At 67.8% G+C, this 16,289-nt stretch carries 13 protein-coding genes, 1 tRNA gene and 2 pseudogenes; 11 read left to right on the forward strand and 5 right to left on the reverse strand.

Going from position 1 to position 16,289, the window contains the following annotated elements:
- Positions 1 to 37: 37 nt before the first annotated feature.
- Positions 38 to 114 (reverse strand) — tRNA-Met (locus tag Q1V87_RS00135).
- A 104-nt stretch (positions 115 to 218) separates the two neighbouring features.
- Between Q1V87_RS00135 and Q1V87_RS00140 the strand changes: the two genes are divergently transcribed.
- The 3 genes from Q1V87_RS00140 (at position 219) to Q1V87_RS00150 (ending at position 3,253) form a co-directional block, all read left to right on the forward strand.
- Positions 219 to 749, forward strand: coding sequence for a DUF6328 family protein (locus Q1V87_RS00140; RefSeq protein WP_300590332.1), 531 nt, complete (start codon positions 219 to 221; stop codon positions 747 to 749).
- Positions 750 to 754: 5 nt separating this feature from the next.
- Complete coding sequence (locus tag Q1V87_RS00145; protein WP_300590343.1) at positions 755 to 1,564, forward strand: carbon-nitrogen hydrolase family protein; 810 nt, start codon at positions 755 to 757, stop codon at positions 1,562 to 1,564.
- 120 nt (positions 1,565 to 1,684) lie between these two features.
- Positions 1,685 to 3,253: a trypsin-like peptidase domain-containing protein gene (locus Q1V87_RS00150; RefSeq protein WP_300590333.1), complete on the forward strand. Its 1,569-nt coding sequence runs from the start codon at positions 1,685 to 1,687 to the stop codon at positions 3,251 to 3,253.
- A 49-nt stretch (positions 3,254 to 3,302) separates the two neighbouring features.
- Here Q1V87_RS00150 and Q1V87_RS00155 read toward each other — a convergent pair whose 3' ends face one another.
- Positions 3,303 to 4,268: a hypothetical protein gene (locus Q1V87_RS00155; RefSeq protein WP_300590334.1), complete on the reverse strand. Its 966-nt coding sequence runs from the start codon at positions 4,266 to 4,268 to the stop codon at positions 3,303 to 3,305.
- A gap of 90 nt (positions 4,269 to 4,358) precedes the next feature.
- On the opposite strand from Q1V87_RS00155, the gene Q1V87_RS00160 reads away from it, so the two are divergent.
- The 3 genes from Q1V87_RS00160 (at position 4,359) to Q1V87_RS00170 (ending at position 7,484) form a co-directional block, all read left to right on the forward strand.
- Positions 4,359 to 5,588 carry an ATP-binding cassette domain-containing protein gene (locus tag Q1V87_RS00160; protein ID WP_300590335.1) on the forward strand — a complete coding sequence of 410 codons (1,230 nt, stop codon included), beginning with the start codon at positions 4,359 to 4,361 and terminating at the stop codon, positions 5,586 to 5,588.
- Positions 5,564 to 7,132, forward strand: a complete 1,569-nt coding sequence (locus tag Q1V87_RS00165; protein ID WP_300590336.1) for a hypothetical protein — start codon at positions 5,564 to 5,566, stop codon at positions 7,130 to 7,132. Before Q1V87_RS00160 ends, Q1V87_RS00165 begins: the two co-directional genes overlap by 25 nt.
- Before the next feature lie 85 nt (positions 7,133 to 7,217).
- Positions 7,218 to 7,484, forward strand: coding sequence for a DUF3039 domain-containing protein (locus Q1V87_RS00170; RefSeq protein WP_292708570.1), 267 nt, complete (start codon positions 7,218 to 7,220; stop codon positions 7,482 to 7,484).
- Positions 7,485 to 7,502: 18 nt separating this feature from the next.
- Here the strand turns inward: Q1V87_RS00170 and Q1V87_RS00175 are convergent, their stop codons facing one another.
- Complete coding sequence (locus tag Q1V87_RS00175; RefSeq protein ID WP_300590337.1) at positions 7,503 to 8,831, reverse strand: nicotinate phosphoribosyltransferase; 1,329 nt, start codon at positions 8,829 to 8,831, stop codon at positions 7,503 to 7,505.
- Positions 8,832 to 8,923: 92 nt separating this feature from the next.
- On the opposite strand from Q1V87_RS00175, the gene murI reads away from it, so the two are divergent.
- The 4 genes from murI to Q1V87_RS00195 all read left to right on the forward strand — a co-directional run bounded on the left by murI (position 8,924) and on the right by Q1V87_RS00195 (position 12,181).
- Positions 8,924 to 9,742, forward strand: a complete 819-nt coding sequence (murI, locus tag Q1V87_RS00180; protein WP_300590338.1) for a glutamate racemase — start codon at positions 8,924 to 8,926, stop codon at positions 9,740 to 9,742.
- 59 nt (positions 9,743 to 9,801) lie between these two features.
- The gene (rph, locus tag Q1V87_RS00185) at positions 9,802 to 10,557 is read left to right on the forward strand and encodes a ribonuclease PH (protein WP_300590339.1); all 756 of its coding nucleotides are present in this window, start codon (positions 9,802 to 9,804) and stop codon (positions 10,555 to 10,557) included.
- 4 nt (positions 10,558 to 10,561) lie between these two features.
- Positions 10,562 to 11,179 carry a non-canonical purine NTP pyrophosphatase gene (locus Q1V87_RS00190; RefSeq protein WP_300590340.1) on the forward strand — a complete coding sequence of 206 codons (618 nt, stop codon included), beginning with the start codon at positions 10,562 to 10,564 and terminating at the stop codon, positions 11,177 to 11,179.
- 87 nt (positions 11,180 to 11,266) lie between these two features.
- Positions 11,267 to 12,181 (forward strand): cation diffusion facilitator family transporter, encoded by a 915-nt coding sequence (locus Q1V87_RS00195; RefSeq protein WP_300590341.1) that lies wholly within the window; start codon positions 11,267 to 11,269, stop codon positions 12,179 to 12,181.
- Here Q1V87_RS00195 and Q1V87_RS00200 read toward each other — a convergent pair.
- A complete protein-coding gene (locus Q1V87_RS00200; RefSeq protein WP_300590342.1) occupies positions 12,178 to 14,586 on the reverse strand; it encodes an ATP-dependent DNA ligase in 2,409 nt (802 codons plus the stop codon). The two genes, Q1V87_RS00195 and Q1V87_RS00200, sit on opposite strands and share 4 nt — an antisense overlap.
- Positions 14,587 to 14,662: 76 nt before the next feature.
- On the opposite strand from Q1V87_RS00200, the pseudogene Q1V87_RS00205 reads away from it, so the two are divergent.
- Positions 14,663 to 15,454 (forward strand): annotated as a pseudogene (locus Q1V87_RS00205) (Ku protein); the annotation flags it as partial.
- 15 nt (positions 15,455 to 15,469) lie between these two features.
- On the opposite strand, the pseudogene Q1V87_RS00210 reads toward Q1V87_RS00205, so the two are convergent.
- Positions 15,470 to 16,289: pseudogene (locus tag Q1V87_RS00210) on the reverse strand (hypothetical protein); the annotation flags it as partial.

Here is a 16,289-nt window from a genome sequence, read left to right on the forward strand (position 1 = left end):
AGGTTCGAGGGTTTCCTATGTCCTGAGACAGGACATCTGGTTGCGGGGGCAGGATTTGAACCTACGACCTCTGGGTTATGAGCCCAGCGAGCTACCGAACTGCTCCACCCCGCGGCACAAGGATCAACTTTAGCACGGTTCCCGAAGCCTCGCACATCGGACGGCGGAGCCGGGGTTGCCGGTTGCCTCGACTCGTCCGCTCCGAGGAGGATGGCCGCATGATGGCAACCCCGGGCGAGATTTCGGCGGCATCATCCGGCGACGCCGCGTTCGACGGACGATCCGAGACGCCGAGCCAGCGCGCCGATCGCAACTGGGATGACGTGCTGCAGGAGTTGCGCGTGCTCCAGACCGGCACGCAGATCCTCACGGGATTTCTGCTGGCTGTCGCGTTCCAACCAGCGTTCGGCGATCTGACGGACCCACAGCGTGCCTTCTACCTCGTTCTCCTGGTGCTCGCGGCTCTCAGCGCGATCATCGCCTTGGCGCCGGTGGCGATGCACCGCAGCCTGTTCCGTAGGCTCGCCAAACCCGACGTCGTGATCTTCGGCCACCGCGCACTCATCGGTGCTCTGGCGACGGTGGGTATCCTTCTGGTCGGGGTTGTCGCTTTCGTCTTCGACGTCGTTCTGGGGTTCGACCCAGCCTGGATCGCGGCAGCTGCCCTCGGCGCCACCGTTGTCATCCTGTGGCTCGTCGTGCCGGGGTATTTGCGCAGACACCATTCGCGAAAGGCAGACCGCTCATGACCCGGATGCCGGCACCGGCCGTCGCCGTGGCGATCGCGCAGTTCGCGCCGTCTGCAGACAGCGAGGCCAACGCGCGCCAGATTGATCGAATGGTCGACGTGGCAGCTGATCGCGGCGCGAAGCTCGTCGTGTTCCCCGAGTACTCCAGTTACTTCGTGGACCCGTTCGACCAGACGCTCGCTCGTCACGCGCAGGACGTGGATGGGCCGTTTGTTGCGGCATTGCACCAGTCAGCGCAGCGCACCGGCGCGGTGATCGTCGCTGGCCTGATCGAGACAGCCAGCAACCCCGGGAAGGTGCGCAACGCAGTCGTCGCCGTCGGTCCGGGCGGCCTCCTGGCTGTATACCGCAAGCTCCATCTCTACGATGCATTCGGGCAGCGGGAGTCTGATTGGGTCGAAGCGGGCGAGATCGCGCCGCCGCAGACCTTTGAGGTTGGCGGGCTGCGCTGGGGACTCATGACGTGTTACGACCTGCGCTTCCCGGAGGTCGCACGAACTCTCGCGGATGCCGGAGTGGAAGGCATGGTGGTGCCCGCAGCCTGGGTGCGGGGACCACTCAAAGAGTTTCAGTGGCAGACGCTGCTCGCGGCCCGCGCGATCGAGAACACGGTGTTCGTCGCGGCAGCCGACCACCCGCCGCCGCTGGGTGTTGGGGCCTCGGTGGTGCTCGACCCTCAGGGCGTGGCGATCGCCGGGGTTGGGACCGGTACCGACGTTGCGGTCGGCTACGTGGACCCGGATGCCGTGGATCGCGTCCGGCGCGTCAACCCGGCCCTCCGGCTGCGTCGGTTCGACGTGATCCCGCGCCCGTAAACGGTGTCGTCGGTGCGGCACCGAACGAGAGCATGACGACTGCATAGTCCGCTCCCGACTCAGCCATAGGATTCACACAGCATCCGGCGGCACCGTTGATGGTGCTTGGAAGGAGCATCCATGAGCACCGAGAACACCGCAGACCCCACCGACTCGCAGCGTCCCGCTGACGCCGCGGGAACAGACCTCCCCGAACAGGGCACCGACGCCTCCGCTTCGACCGCCGACGCCGCGGCGCCGACCACCGACGCGACCGAGCAGGTCGCCGATGCGGTGGCGGCTCATGCTCCTGCACCGGCAGGGTCGACGCAGCCGACCGAACCGCTGCCGCCTGCCCCCGGGGCATCCTCTGCCGCAGGCGCGTCACCGGTGTGGGCTCCTCCAGCGGCTGGTACCCACCACCCGCAGTCCCCCTACGCGCAGGCGCCGTTCACCTCTCCGGGTACTGCCCCGCAGTATGCCTTCGCTCCCACCACGACGGCGGCGCCCCGCGCCAAGGTCGGCGCAGGCGCGGTTGCCGGGATCATCATTGCCGCAGCACTCGTGGGCGGTGCCGCAGGCCTTGGCGGTGCCTACGCCGGGGCCGCGTTGTTCGCCCCCGACACCGTGACGACGGCATCCGGACCCGCGAGTGTCACAGTCAATGACACGTCGTCTGTGACGCAGACGACGGGGATCGCGACCAAGGTTCTCCCGAGCGTTGTGACCATCGAGGCAACCTCCTCCAGCGGCGGCGGAACCGGGTCAGGCGTCGTGCTGACCTCTGACGGTTACGTCGTCACCAACACGCACGTCGTCACCCTCGACGGTGCGACCGGAGACGCGACCGTCCGGGTCACCACGTCAGACGGGCGCGTCTATGACGCTGATGTCGTCGGCACCGACCCCACCTACGACCTCGCCGTGATCAAGCTCGTGGGCGCCGAGGACCTGACTCCGATCGAATTCGCCGACTCCTCGGATCTGAACGTCGGCGACCAGGCTGTCGCCATCGGCGCGCCGCTGGGGCTGTCAAACACGGTGACCACGGGTATCGTGAGCGCACTCAACCGGTCGATCCAGATCTCCTCGTCCGCTGCGCCCGACACCGAACAGAGCGACCCCAACTCCGAGGGCAACGGGACGCAAGGGCCGTTCTACTTCGACTTCGGTCAGGGTAACCAGGGCAGCACCGGGTCGAGCGCAACGATCTCGATCGCGGTGATCCAGACGGATGCCGCCATCAACCCCGGAAACTCGGGTGGTGCCCTGGTGGACTCCGACGGCAAGCTCATCGGCATCAATGTCGCCATCGCTTCTGCGGGCGGATCTTCAGGGCAGTCGGGCTCCATCGGCGTCGGCTTCTCGATCCCCTCGAACGTTGTCGAGCGGGTGACGCAGGAGATCATCGACACCGGTTCGGCGACGCACGGACTGCTGGGTGCGAGTGTGCAGAACGCGGCAGCGATCGCTGATTCGACGATCACGGGCGCGTACATCGCCGAGGTGACCGACGGCGGCGCGGCTCAGCGCGGTGGCCTGCAGGCAGGCGACATCGTGACGGGCTTCAACGGTGTGCCGATCTCGGACGCGACGGACCTCACCGCCCAGGTGCGTGCCGCGGCGGCGGGAAGCGATGCAACGGTGACCTTCGTTCGCGATGGTCAGACCCGCACGGTCGACGTGACGCTCGGCCAGCTCGGCTCGTGATCGCAGCCTGAGGTTCGATCTCCACAGACCCGACCGACGCCGCCCCGGACTATTCCGGGGCGGCGTCGGTCGCTTGCGTGCCTGGGTCTTTGTCGGGACGACGCGTGATGCTCCGAGCCGCACCGCCGATCGCCGTCGTGCCCTTGGAGACACCGCTGCCGATCACTGACGCACCTCGGCTCACGCCGCTACCCACGGCAGAACCTGCTCTCCGCACGGCCGAAACCGCAGAGTGCTCCAGCCGCCGGGCGCCGGGAAGCGGCGCGGTCTCTGGGGGCAGAGCTTGCGGAGGAATGCCGAAGGCTCGGCGCGAGCCCGCGAGCACCCGGCGGCCGAGGATGTGATTGCCGGTGCCGCCGATAGCCGCGCCAATGCCGAACGGGAGGGCCTTGCCGATCCATGAGGCTCCGCCCTTGGCTGCGAACTGGCGGACGAAGGTGGTCTTCAGGCGATCGACGAGAGGCCCCATCGCTGCCTTCGGGATCGTCTTGGTGACCATTTCGCCCCAGTAGGTCGAGCGCGTCGGCCCCCGCCCGGTCGCCTGGTTCGCCAGCTGGGAGACGAGGTCAATGCCTTCTTGTCCGAGCAACAGCATCAGCACGAGCGCGCGGGCGCGGTCGGGATCCGAGACGGGAATGCCGTGCACTTCGGCGACGGACTGCGCGAACAGTGTGGTCGCTTCCAAGAACCCGATGGTTTCGACGCCGCTCAGCGCAAGGGTGACGCCGGTGCCGATGCCGGGAATGACGGCCGTGGCGCCTACCGCCGCGCCGCCGGTGGTCACCGCGGCGAGGTATCGCCGCTCGAGGGTGCGGATGATCTGGGTGGAGGTTGCGTTCGGTTGGCGAAGACGGATGCTGCGCACATGAGCGAGCACGACCGGTCGCTGGATTGCCAGCACACGATCGAGCGCTCGGATGAACATCGGGTGCTCGTCCGATCCTTCCGGAGGAAGCCCACCCGACCAGGGGGCGTCATCCGGCAGCGAATGGATCTGATGGACCTTGTCGGCCATGGCGTGATCCTAAGCGCTTCGGCTGGGCATCCGCATGGCATGGAGTGTCATCGGGGGGTTGATGCAGAGGTCGATTGATAGTTTGGAGCGGTGACTGAGGCGACGGATCTTCCCGACGAGTCCTCCGGCGAGTCCGGCAAGACACCGGGGGAGGGATCCGCGAAGAAGCCGGCATCGCCCCGCACGCCGCGCGCACCGCGCAAAGCGTCGACTTCTCGGACGCCCGCTTCGAAGGCGTCGGGCTCCAGCCCCCGCACCCCGCGCAAGCCCGCGGCGACGCGACCTGCGACCCCGCGCAAGAGGCCTGTCTCGGCAGCGAAGCCGCCGGAGCATCAGGATGCGGCATCCGCTGAGCCTGAGGCGACCGCGGTCGATGGCGTGACGGTTGATCCTGCACTCGAGTCCGCGCTGGAGTCCATCGCAGCGAGCGAGACCCGCGATGCGGTCGACGAGGCCGTGGCGCCCGAGTTCGACGATGCCGTAGCCCCGGAGGTTGACGAGACCGAACCGGTGGAGGTCGCCGTGGCAGATGACTCAGCGACAGCTGAGGAGCCGGCGCCCGCGCCCGCGTTGGTGCTGCGCGACATCCGTAAGTCGTTCGGAGATCTTCAGGCACTGGACGGGATCAGCCTCGAGGTTCCCGTCGGCAGCTTCTACGGGATTGTCGGTCCCAACGGGGCGGGTAAGACGACGACCCTGTCGATCATCGCGGGTCTGCTTCGCGCCGACTCCGGCGAGATCACCATCGCTGGCGTGGATGCCGCGGCCAAGCCCGTGGCTGCGAAGCGGCTCATGGGCGTGCTTCCCGACCGATTCCGCACGTTCGACCGGCTGACCGGTCGTCAGCTGCTCTACTACTACGGCGCACTGCGAGGTCTCCCACCAGCAGAGGTCGAGCGACGCACGATTGACCTTGCCCGCGCCTTTGACCTCACGGAATCACTCGGCCGAGTCGTCTCCGATTACTCCGCCGGTATGTCCAAGAAGATCATGCTCGCCGGCGCTCTCATCCATTCGCCCCGCGTGCTGGTACTCGACGAGCCCTTTGAAGCCGTCGATCCGGTCTCGAGTGCGGCCATTCTCGACATCCTGCACGCCTACGTCGCGCACGGTGGAACCGTCATCCTCTCCAGCCACGGCATGGAGTTGGTCGAGCGGGTGTGCTCTCGCGTCGCGGTGATCGTCGCCGGCTCTCTGGTGGCCGAAGGAACGATCGATGAGGTGCGGGGCGAGGCCAGCCTCGAAGAGCGATTCGTCGAACTCGTCGGCGGGGCGGGCGAGCTGGAGGGCCTCGAGTGGTTGCACACGTTCTCCGACTGAGACTCGCGCTGCTGCTCGGTGCTTTCCGCGGAGATCCGCAGAAGGTCACTCGGGGTGTGGTCGGGGGGCTCCTGCTGCTGGCGGCGACCGTCGCTGCCTGCTGGGCTCTCCTGGGGGTGCAGGAGTCATCGACCGCCGCTGTCGCGGCAATCACCGTTTTCTGCGGGGCAACGCTGACGCTGGCCTTCGCGTTGGCTCCCATCGTCGCCGCGGTCACCGATCCGCTCGATCCGCGCCGGTTCCGGGTCTTCGCGCTTGCTCCTGATCCTCTGGCGGGAGCGCTCGCCCTCGCCGGGCTGTTCAGCGTGCCGGTGCTCGGCTTAGTCGCGCTCGCCGTGTGCGCGGCTGTTGTCTGGGTGGCTGCGGGGGCTACCGTCATAGCGGCGATCATGGCCACCATCATCGGGGTGGCGACCTGCGTCCTGTTTGCCCGCTGCGCGCTCGGCGTTGCCGGCCTCATCTTCGGTGATCGCCGGTCGAGAGAGCTCTCCGGGCTTCTGCTCGTCACGGTTCTGGTGATCGTCGTCCCCGTGGGCGTCTTTCTCGCATCGCTTGACTGGCGTGGCACCGTTCCTGGCCCGTTGCAGCAGGTGGTCGACGTCCTGAGTTTCACTCCCATCGGCGCCGCGTGGGCCTTTCCTCTGCTGTTCACGCGGGGCGACGCATCCGGGTTCCTTGCCCTGATCGTCGCGCTGGCAACTGTCGTCGCGCTGGGGTTTGCGTGGCTCGCGCTAGTGCGTCACTTCCTCTCGAGTATCGAGAAGCCGCTGACAACGCGGGAACGCGGCGGACTCGGGTGGTTCAGCGTCGTTCCCGGCACCCCCGGGGGAGCTGTCGCCGCCCGAAGCCTGGTGTACTGGCTGCGCGACCGGCGGTACCTCGTGAACACCCTCGTGATTCCTGTCGCCGCCGTGGCGACCGTGGTGCCCCTGTTGATCGCCGGCGTTCCCGCCAACGTCGCGGCGCTCGTTCCGATCCTGTTCGTCGCGCTCTTTTTCGGATGGCTGCCGCACAACGACCTCGCGTACGACTCGACGGCGATCTGGATGCATGTCGCGAGCGGCCTGCGCGGCCTTCCCGACCGCGTCGGGCGGCTTGTTCCGATCCTCGTCATCGCCATACCGGTGCTGGCCATCGGTATTCCGGTGTCTGTCGCCCTTCACGGACGGTGGGCGATCGCACCGGCCATCGTCGGCGTGTGCGTGTCACTGTTTTTCTCAGGCCTCGGCTTGTCGAGTATCGCCTCGGCTGCCTCGCCCTATCCCGTCACACCGCCGGGCGAGAGCCCGTTCCAGCAGCCGCAGCGCACCGGATCCAGCGGAGCGGTGTCCCAGGCCCTCGTCATGCTCGGTGCCTTGGCCGTGTCGGCGCCGAGCCTGTGGTGGACCTGGCTCGCCCTCACGCGCACGATCGAGGCCGCCGCGCTCGCCCTCTGGGTCGGTGTTGCGACGGGGCTCGGAGTGCTCGTGCTCGGCGTGGCCATCGGCGCTGCCGTGTTCACACGCCGCACCGGGCGGATCATGGAGTTCGCCGAGGCATCCTGACGGCACTTCTCCGGCCACCGCCCGTGCAGCATCCGGACGGGTGAGCCCGAGCCGGGGCCGGATGCCGGGACTACACTGACTGACCATGAGCACTCCGCTGGACAGCCCCGACCAGGGCGGACTTGCGACCCTCGATCGCGAGCTCGAAGAGCTCCTCCGAGAAGAGACCGTCGAACCCGGGGACCACGAGCGGTTCTCGCACTACGTCAAGAAAGACAAGATCCTCGAGTCGGCTCTCACCGGAAAGCCCGTCAAGGCGCTGTGCGGCAAGAAGTGGACCCCCGGCCGCGACCCCGAGAAGTTCCCGGTGTGCCCGACCTGCAAAGAGATCTACGAGCGGATGCAGCACTGACCCGCAGCGCTCGGGCGGTCAGCCCGCGTGGTACGTGGTCTCCAGGGCAGGCTCGGAACGGCTGAGTGCCAGTGCCGCGAGCGGAAGTTCGGCGCGGACGCGTGCGTGGTGATCCCGAGCGACGCTGGCCCCATGGGGTCCCTCGGCCGAAGCATCGATCTCGCCGTGGACCACGAGCGGAACCTGCAGGGCACGGGCATCCGCATGCGGCGCCGGCGTCTCGCGGTGCTCGAAACCTTCGGCGACGACGATGAGCTCTTCGCGGGCAATCCCGTCCTCAAGGATTCGAAAAGCCGTCTTTCGCCCGCCCTGCGAGGCTTTGGCCGTTGAGGTCTTCGCCACCGGAATCCACGCTCCGCCGGCATCCTGGCGTGCCACGAGCTTGTAGACAAGGCCCGCCGTCGGCGAGCCGGAGCCCGTCGCCAGCGCCGTGCCGACGCCGTAAGCATCCACCGGGGATGCCGCCAGCGCCGCGATCGCAAACTCGTCGAGGTCGCTGGTGACCGTGATGCGGGTGTCGCGCGCGCCGAGGGCATCCAGTTGCCGCCGCACCTGCGCGGCGACGACCGGGAGATCACCCGAGTCGATGCGTACCCCGCCGAGCCCGCTGCCGGCAACCGTGATCGCCGTTGCCACGCCGGTTTCGACGTCGTACGTGTCGATGAGCAGTGTCGTCTGGTCGCCGAGGGCCCGAAGCTGCGCCGCGAACGCGTCGGCTTCGGTGTCGTGAAGCAGCGTCCAGCTGTGCGCTGCGGTCCCCATCGTGGGGATGCCCCAGCGGCGCCCCGCCTCCAGGTTGCTCGTCGCACTGAAGCCCGCGATGAAGGCGGCCCGCGCCGCAGCGACAGCTGACCATTCGCCGGTGCGTCGCGATCCCATCTCGGCGAGGGGGCGGTCGCCGGCGGCAATGCTCATGCGTGCCGCGGCCGCGGCCACCGCGGAGTCGTAGTTCAGCACGCTCAGGGCAAGGGTCTCGAGTATGACGGCCTCGGCAAAGGTCCCTTCGATCGTCAGCAGCGGAGACCCCGGAAAATACAGCTCGCCCTCCCGGTATCCGTGGATCGATCCCGTGAAGCGGTACTGCTCGAGAAAGCGCAGCGTCTGGGCATCCACGACTCGCTCGTCACGCAGGAAGCGCAGCTCGTCGTCGCCGAACCGGAAGTCGCGGAGGAGGCTCAGGAGGCGCCCGGTGCCTGCCACGACGCCGAACCGGCGGCCGCCGGGGAGGCGGCGCGCGAAGACGTCGAAGACGCATCGGCGCGAGGCAGTGCCGTCGTGCAGTGCGGCATCGAGCATCGTCAGTTCGTACCGGTCGGTGAGCAGTGCCGTGCTGACGGATGCTGTCATGCGCGCCAGCCTAGTGATGGGGCCGCCGCGGCATCCATCCCGTGCCGGGTAGCGGCGCGTGGGAGACGAGCGCTGGCGTAGGCTGGTGCACCGTGAACAACGCGCCGATCGGGATCTTCGACTCCGGTGTCGGCGGGCTCACCGTAGCGCGGGCCATCTCGGACCAGCTGCCCCGCGAGTCGCTGCTCTACATCGGTGACACCGCCCACTCGCCCTACGGGCCCAAGCCGATCGCCGATGTGCGCCGCTACTCGCTCGAGGTGCTCGACGCCCTCGTCGCGCAGGGCGTGAAAATGCTCGTGATCGCCTGCAACACGGCATCCGCTGCCGTCTTGCGCGATGCCCGCGAACGCTACGACGTCCCCGTCGTCGAGGTGATCGGCCCCGCAGTCCGGACGGCGATGTCGACGACCCGGTCGGGACGGATCGGCGTCATCGGCACGACCGGCACGATCGGCTCGCGCGCGTACCAGGACATGCTCGAGGTCAACGACCGGCTCGCTGTGTTCGCGCAGGCGTGCCCGCGTTTCGTCGACTTCGTCGAGGCGGGCGAGACCGATACCCCCGACGTGCTCGCAGTCGCCGAGGAGTACCTCGCGCCGCTCCGGCACGCCGCCGTGGACACTCTCGTGCTCGGCTGCACGCACTACCCGTTCCTGAAGGGTGCCATCAGCTACGTCATGGGGCCGGATGTCTCGCTCGTCTCCAGCGACACCGAGACGGCGAACGACGTGTACCGGCAGCTCGTGAGCCGGGATCTGCTGGCGGGAACGGATGCCACGGCGACCCACACCTACGAAGCGACCGGCGACTCAGCTGACGAGTTCGTGCGACTTGCCCACCGACTCATGGGTCGCGAGGTGCGAGACGTTCGCCTCGTACAGACCGGAGCCATCGACCTGCGGCGCTGACCTGCCGCACTGACCGACGCCCCGCCGAGGCGGAGCATCCGACCCGAAAGAGAACCCGCATGAGCGAGATCACCCGCGCCGATGGCCGCGCCGTCGACCAGTTGCGCCCCATCACGATCGAACGAGGCTGGTCGGCCCAGGCAGAAGGATCAGCGCTGATCAGCTTCGGTGGAACCCGCGTGCTGTGCACGGCATCCTTCACCAACGGTGTGCCGCGCTGGCTCACCGGCAAGGGCAAGGGCTGGGTCACCGCTGAATACGCGATGCTGCCGCGCGCGACCAACGATCGCAACGACCGCGAAAGCGTCAAGGGCAAGATCGGCGGGCGCACGCACGAGATTTCGCGCCTTATCGGCCGGGCTCTGCGGGCCGTCGTCGACACGAAGGCACTCGGCGAGAACACGATCGTGATCGACTGCGACGTGTTGCAGGCCGACGGGGGAACCCGAACCGCGGCAATCACCGGAGCCTACGTGGCGCTCGCCGATGCGATCGAGTGGGGCCGGCGCAAGAAGTTCATCGGCCAGAAATCGCAGGTGCTGCTCGACTCAGTGGCCGCCGTCTCGGTCGGCATCATCGACGGTGAGCCGATGCTCGACCTCGCCTACGTCGAGGACGTCCGTGCCGAGACCGACATGAACGTCGTCGTGACGGGGCGCGGGTTGTTCGTCGAGGTGCAGGGCACGGCCGAGGGTGCGCCCTTCGACAAGCGGGAGCTTGACGCACTCCTCGAACTGGGTCTGTCGGGATGCGCGACCCTGCGCGACATCCAGACCGACACGCTCAGCACTGACTCCCGAAGCGCGGGTGAGTGACCGGATGCCGCAGCAGATCGTCCTGGCAACCCACAACCCCCACAAGGTAGCCGAGTTTGGCCGGATCGTCGCGGCGACCCGTCCCGACCTGCACGTCATCGGCTACGACGGGCCCGAGCCCGTCGAGGACGGCGTCAACTTCGCCGAGAACGCCCTGATCAAGGCGCGGGCGGCCGCCCGTCACACGGGCCTCGCGGCGCTCGCCGATGACTCCGGCATCGCTGTCAGCGTGATGGGCGGGGCGCCGGGAATCTTCTCGGCGTACTGGGCAGGTCACAAGAAGGATGCCGCCGCGAACATGCATCTGTTGCTGGACCAGCTCTCTGACATCGCAGACCCGCATCGCAAGGCATCGTTCGTGTCGACCATCGCGCTTGTCGTCCCCGAACCGGGGTCGACGGCCTTCGCCATGGAGCACGTGGTCGAGGGGCACTGGCACGGGCGCCTTGCCACGGAACCGCGCGGCGACGGCGGGTTCGGCTACGACCCGATCTTCATCCCCGACGGCCAGGAACCGGGCGCAGAGCGCACTGTCGGACAGTGGAGCCCGGAGGAGAAGACCGCGGCATCCCACCGCGCCCAGGCCTTCATCGCCCTCGCGCCCCTGTTGTCGGCGCTCTGAGCGCGGGTACGGAAGCGAGAATCAGACTCGTTCCCGATTGGGCGTAAAGCCCTGCCGCGGCCTGCTCTCGCCCCTACGCTGGGTGCCGTGCATGATCACGCTCCCGGCATCCGTGGTGCGAGCAACCGTCGCCTGCTGACGGCCTCGCTCACGATCACCTCGGTCGTTCTCGTCGTTCAGGTGGTCGGTGCGTTCCTCAGCGGCTCGCTTGCCTTGCTCGCCGACTCCGTCCACATGCTCACGGATACGGCGGCCCTAGTGATTGCTCTGATCGCGAGTATCGTCGCGGCACGGCCCGCCACCGACCGGCAGACCTACGGTTACCAGCGAGCTGAGGTGTTCGGCGCCCTGATCAACGCCGTCCTGCTGATCGGTCTGTCGGCGTGGATCGTCGTGGAGGCGATCCAGCGCCTGATCGATCCGGGAGAGGCCGAGGTGCGCGGCGGCATCATGCTGATCGTCGCGGTTGTCGGACTTCTTGCCAACGCCGCGGCGATGTGGCTGCTCTCTGCCGCGCAGCGTACGAGCATCAATGTCCGCGGCGCCTACCTCGAGGTGCTCGGCGACCTTCTGGGGTCGGCTCTGGTCATCGTCGCAGCGATCATTGTGCTGATGACCGGCTGGCAGCCAGCGGATGCTGTCGCGTCGCTGCTGATCGCGGCACTCATCGTGCCGCGCGCGGTCGGGCTGCTGCGCGAGGTCTTCCACGTCCTGTCGGAATCGGCGCCGAAAGGCACCCACGTCGCCGAAATCCGCGAGCACATCCTCTCGGCAGAGGACGTCGTCGCCGTGCACGACATCCACGTGTGGCAGCTGACCCGGGGAGCTCCCGTCTTCACCGCTCACGTCGTCATCGACCCGGATGCCATCGCGGCTGGGCGATCGGGTGAGATCCTCTCGCGCCTGCAGACCTGCCTTGCCTCGCACTTCGACGTCGAGCACTTGACCTTCCAGCTCGAGCCCGCGGGCCACGTCGATTCGGGCGACGCCACGCACGCCTAGGGGCTGTCCTCCCGCACGACGGTGTCGGGGGAGCGATCGGGGCGAAGCCCGCGCCAGCGGGCGTGGCGCAGGATGCCGCCGGGTGTGAACTCGGCGAACTCGACGTCGCCGACGAGCTCTGGCCTCACCCAGATCGCATCCTGTGCGTCAGCCTCCGGCACGCCGACGAACGGATTCTCGTCGTTCCCGAGAGGGGCGAGCAGGCGCCCGAGGGCCGCAAGCGCGGCATCCGAGAAGCCCGTACCGACGCGTCCCGCGTACCGTAAGCCATCCGGACCCGGGATACCGACCAGGAGCGATCCAATCGCTCCCGACCTGCCACCCTGACCGGGCCGGATGCCGCCGATGACGACATCCTGGGTGCGGGTGAACTTGATCTTGAGCCAATCGGGCGAGCGCTCGCCCGGCCGGTAGCGCGACCCGGGGTTCTTGACGACCACCCCCTCGAGGGCGGCCTCGCGTGCCGCGTCTAGCGTTGCTTCCAGATCGTCGAAGACCGGCGGGACCGCAACGCGTTCGCCCGCCCCATCGGCAAGACGCTCCAGCAGTGCGCGGCGATCACGCAGCGGCAACGCCGTCGCATCCCGCCCGTCGATCTGGAGCAGATCGAACAGGTAGTACCTCACCGGCGTGCGCGCGGCCTCGCGGACGATCTCGGCCAGATTCGCGAGGTTCATCCGCTTCTGCAGCAGCGGAAAGCTCGGTCTGCCTTTTTCATCCAGCGCGACGATCTCGCCGTCGACCACGCACGGCGCCTCGCCCAGCGCAGCATCCTGCAGGTCGGGATAGGTCGCTGTCAGGTCGTTGCCGCTGCGGGCGCGGAGGGTGAGGGAGGTTCCATCCCAGGTTCCGACAGCACGGATGCCGTCCCACTTCATTTCCACCCAGGGCTCGCCTCCCCAGCGGGCGATCGCCCCTGCGGCAAGCCCTGGCGTCGACAGGGTTGCAAGCATCGGGGCAACCCTGTCGTCACGCTTGGGGGACTCACGTGGTTCGGGAACCGCGCGTGCCGCGGGCTTCTTCGCAGTGGGCGCGTCCTTCATCCGGTGGAGGAGCCACTGCGACTTCTCGCCCTCGCCGGCGGTACGGATGAGCGCGAACCGCGCGTCATCCATGGCTTCGCCGGGCGTGCCGTGGGTACGGAAGATGACCTCGTCGGCGCGCCACTTCTCGGTCTCGTAGGTGCCCGTGTCCCACACCGTCATGGTCCCGGCGCCGTACTCGCCCTTCGGGATGGTGCCGTGAAAGGTCAGGTACTCGATCGGGTGGTCTTCGGTCATCACGGCGAGGTTGTTGCGGTCAGGAGTCTCGGGGATCCCGTGTGGCACCGCCCAGCTCACCAGCACGCCGTCCTTCTCCAGACGCAGATCGAAATGCAGGCGCGACGCGTGATGCTCCTGCACGACGAAGCGCGGCGGATCACCCTCGCCACGGGCGGTCGGCCGGGCGCCGACATCCGGAACCGGCTCCGGGGTTCTCGCAGCATCGCGCTTCTCGCGGTAGCGATCCAACGAAGCGGCAGCCGACGCACCGAAGAACGGTGCCATCCCCGCTGCCGCACGCTCGAGAACCTCCGAGAAGAGCAGCTGCCGCAGATCCGGTTCGGCGAGCTCATCCCAGGTGCGCGGCGCTGCCACGGTGGGATGCTCGCGCCCTCGAAGCGAGTACGGGCTGATCGTCGTCTTCTTGCCGTTGTTCTGGCTCCAGTCCAGAAAGACCCTTCCCGCACGTACCGCCTTGGACATGGAGCTGACGACCAGATCCGGATGATCCGCCTCGAGCGCACGAGCTAACTCCCGCGCCAGGTTCGAGGCGGATTCGCTCGTGAGGGTTCCCGGAAGCGGCGCGTACAGATGGATGCCTTTGCTGCCGCTGGTGACAGGGATGCTCTCCAGCGACATCCCGCGCAGAATCTCGCGCACGAGCCGAGCAACCTTGGCGCACTCGGCCAGACCCATACCGGGTCCCGGATCGAGGTCGAGGACCAGCCGATCCGGATTCGCCGGTGATCCGTCTGCGGCGAAGCGCCATTGGGGCACGTGGAGTTCGAGGCTCGCTACCTGCCCGAGCCACACGAGCGCCGCCTGCGAATCGATGAGCGGGTATGTCTTCGTTCCGGAGGAGTGCTCGATGGGCATTCGGGGGAGCCACTCGGGAGCGCCGCGCTCGAGATCCTTCGTGAAAAACGACATGCCCGGATGCTGCGCGTCGCCCACACCGTCTGGCCATCGCTTTCGGGTGACGGGGCGCCCCGCCAGCAGCGGCAGGATGGCCGGGGCGATGCGGCTGTAGTAATCGATGACCTCGCCCTTGGTGGTGCCCGTTGCCGGATACAGCACCTTGTCGAGGTTGGTGAGACGCAACCGGTGCCCCTGCACCTGCACAGTCTGCTCCCGACCCGCCATGGGCCCAGGCTAGCCCGCGGTGCCTGAGACGGGTCGGATGCTGGCACTGGGCGCCGCGAACGTGTGTACTGGTGTGATGAGGTCCATCTGGAAGGGTGCGTTGACGTTCGGACTGGTCAACGTTCCGGTGAAGGTCTATGCCGCCACCGAGGACCACGACGTGTCGCTGCATCAGGTCCATGCCGCCGACGGGGGTCGCATCCGCTATCAGCGCGTGTGCGAACTCGACGGTGAGGTCGTGCCCTACAGCGAGATCGACCGGGCCTACGACGACGGCGAGAAGACCGTCATCTTGACGAAAGAGGACTTCGCGGCGCTTCCCTCCGAACGCAGCCGCGAAATCGAGGTCGTCGAGTTCGTCCCGACCGAGCAGGTCGACGTCCTGACGCTCGACAAGGCGTACTACCTCGAACCGGACTCGAAGTCGCCCAAGGCCTACGTGCTGCTGCGCAAGACGCTGGAGCAGACCGACCGCACTGCGATCGTGCGGTTCTCGCTGCGGCAGAAGACACGGCTCGCGGCGCTCCGGGTGCGCGGCGACGTCCTCGTTCTGCAGACCCTGTTGTGGGCAGACGAGGTGCGGGAGGCAGCGTTCCCGTCGCTGAGCGAGTCGGTGAAGATCTCCGACAAGGAGCTCGAGCTGTCGGCATCCCTCGTCGAGAGCTTCTCGGGCGATTTCGACCCCGCCGACTTCGTCGACGAGTACCAGCAGGAGCTGCGGACCCTCATCGAGGCCAAGCTCGAGAAGGGGGATGCGCTCGACACCTCCGAGACGTTCGGTGAGCAGCCCGAAGACCAAGGTGGCGAAGTCATCGACCTCATGGAGGCGCTGCGCGCCAGCGTCGAACGCTCGCGAGCCGCACGCGAGAAGAAGTCCGGTTAGTCAGGACGAACCGGGAAAGGCAGCGGCGAACAGCGCGTTCGCATCGGCGGTGAGCGCCTCGGTCTGCGCGCGTAGCTCCGCCGCCTGGACTTCTTGCTCGATGATGGCAGGTTCCCGTGCGGCGAGGTCAGCGGCCAATCCGTCGAGTTCGTCGGCTCGGAAGCGCAGGTACTCTTCCCACGACGTCTGACGGCGCTCGCCCGCGAACGTCGTGAACGTCACGACGTACGATCCGCGCTCGGCCTCCGGTGTCGCCTCGAACTGGGCGAGATCACTGCTGTACCGGGTCAGCGCCTGGTCGTACCAGCTCTGGTCGGCGTTCCACTGCGCGCGTGCCTGCCCGGCTGCTGTCTCGGCCTCGGCGACCCGAGACCACGCGGCCTCGACGTCGGCCCGCACGCCGTCGAGCACGGCGATCGACGCCGCGTGCACCGCGACGAGGGCCGAGCGGTCGGCAAAGGTCTCGGAGTAGAGCGCCTCAAGCTCGGGCGTGAATCCGCCGTCGAACTCCACCTGTGAGCCCAGGTAGGCGAAGAGCTCGTTGCCGCGACGTGATTCGTCTGCGCCCACCGACGCCTCGATCTGTGCGAGCACCGGATCACCTTCGGGGATTCTTGCTGCTTCGGCGGCGACGAGCGCATCGACCTCCCGCTGCTGGTCAGGGCTCATGCGGCCGTAAACGGCGTGGAGCAGTTCGTGCGCGGCGAATGTCACCGTGAAGCCCGTGAGGCGCTCGTTGCCCGGCTCGAAGAGGTACATGCGGTCTGTGCTCGGCCGGTAGCAGCCGAGGGTCACGGCGCCGCCTTCGTCCTCGCCGCCC

The sequence above is a fragment of the Microbacterium sp. genome, from assembly GCF_030149085.1.
In the GTDB taxonomy this organism is placed as follows: Bacteria; Actinomycetota; Actinomycetes; order Actinomycetales; family Microbacteriaceae; genus Microbacterium.